General features: G+C 67.8%; 1 pseudogene. It reads left to right on the top strand.

The annotated features are described in order from the left end of the window. Positions 1-246: pseudogene (locus IJ15_RS26565) on the top strand (TetR/AcrR family transcriptional regulator); the annotation flags it as partial. Positions 247-255: the final 9 nt, after the last annotated feature.

The following is a 255-nucleotide window of genomic DNA, read 5'->3' as shown; positions in this document are numbered from 1 at the left end:
GGTGCCAACACCCGAGCCCAGGACGCCCTGCTCCGTATCCGCAACTGCTGGATGGACGCCATGGCGGCGGAGATCCCGGACCGCGCGGTCGCACACGCGGTCATGTTGATCGGCGACGGCCTGTACTACAACGCGGCGATGTCCGGCACACCGAGCATCGTCACCGACGACGAGATGGACGAACTACTCACGATCGTGCGACGCATCATCGGCGAGGCCCGCACCGGCGCGCAGGCCCACACCTAGCCGATCCGC

Origin of the sequence: Prescottella defluvii, assembly GCF_000738775.1 — a bacterium.
GTDB lineage: Bacteria > Actinomycetota > Actinomycetes > Mycobacteriales > Mycobacteriaceae > Prescottella > Prescottella defluvii.
This window is presented reverse-complemented; position numbering and strand designations above follow the sequence as displayed.